The organism is Polynucleobacter sp. UK-Gri1-W3 (assembly GCF_018881595.1).
GTDB lineage: Bacteria > Pseudomonadota > Gammaproteobacteria > Burkholderiales > Burkholderiaceae > Polynucleobacter.
Window position 1 is genome coordinate 1 of record NZ_JACVQA010000021.1, and the last position, 932, is coordinate 932.

The following is a 932-nucleotide window of genomic DNA, read 5'->3' on the forward strand; positions in this document are numbered from 1 at the left end:
AGAACAACATACCCAAATTGATATCAATGCCTTAAAAGAATATTTTTTGGGCTTGCAAGATCGCATCACCACTGCCATGAGCGCTTTGGATGGCAAGGTCTTTGTTGCTGACGAATGGCATAAGCCGGAAGATAGCAAACTTAAAGGATATGGCCGTACCTGCATCTTGAATGGTGGCAATATTTTAGAAAAAGGTGGCGTAGGCTTCTCGCACGTGCGCGGCGATCAAATGCCGCCTTCAGCATCGCATCACCGTCCAGAAGTGGCGGGACGCAGCTTTGAAGCGATGGGTGTCTCATTGGTATTCCACCCCAATAATCCTAAAGTACCCACCACCCATATGAACGTGCGCTGCTTTATTGCGCAAGCGCCCGGTAAAGAGCCGGTATGGTGGTTTGGGGGCGGCTTTGACCTCACCCCTTACTACGGCGTTGATGAAGACTGTAAACACTTTCATCAAACAGCTAAAGACGCCTTAGATCCATTTGGTGAAGAGCTTTACCCCCGTTTTAAAAAATGGTGTGATGAATACTTCTACTTAAAACATCGTGAAGAACCCCGAGGTATTGGCGGCGTTTTCTTTGATGACTTTAATGAGCTTGGTTTTGAGAAGAGCTTTGCGATGACTCGCGGAGTAGGTGATGCATTTATTAACGCTTACCTCCCAATCGTGCAGCGCCGCTATCAAGATGCTTTTACTGCTGAAGAAAAGTCTTTTCAAGAATATCGCCGTGGTCGTTATGTTGAATACAACCTCATCTTTGATCGAGGGACGATCTTTGGCCTGCACTCAGGTGGTCGTACTGAATCGATTCTGATGTCGATGCCACCAGTGGTTCAGTGGTGGTACAACTGGCAGCCAGCTCCTGGCACGCCTGAGGCTAAGTTATATGACCATTACCTCAAGCCACGAGATTGGCTAGCTTGAGCGC

Annotated in this window: 1 protein-coding gene; it reads left to right on the plus strand. The window is 47.9% G+C overall.

The annotated features are described in order from the left end of the window. Positions 1–16: 16 nt before the first annotated feature. Positions 17–928: an oxygen-dependent coproporphyrinogen oxidase gene (gene hemF / locus ICN36_RS11965; protein ID WP_216228572.1), complete on the plus strand. Its 912-nt coding sequence runs from the start codon at positions 17–19 to the stop codon at positions 926–928. Positions 929–932: the final 4 nt, after the last annotated feature.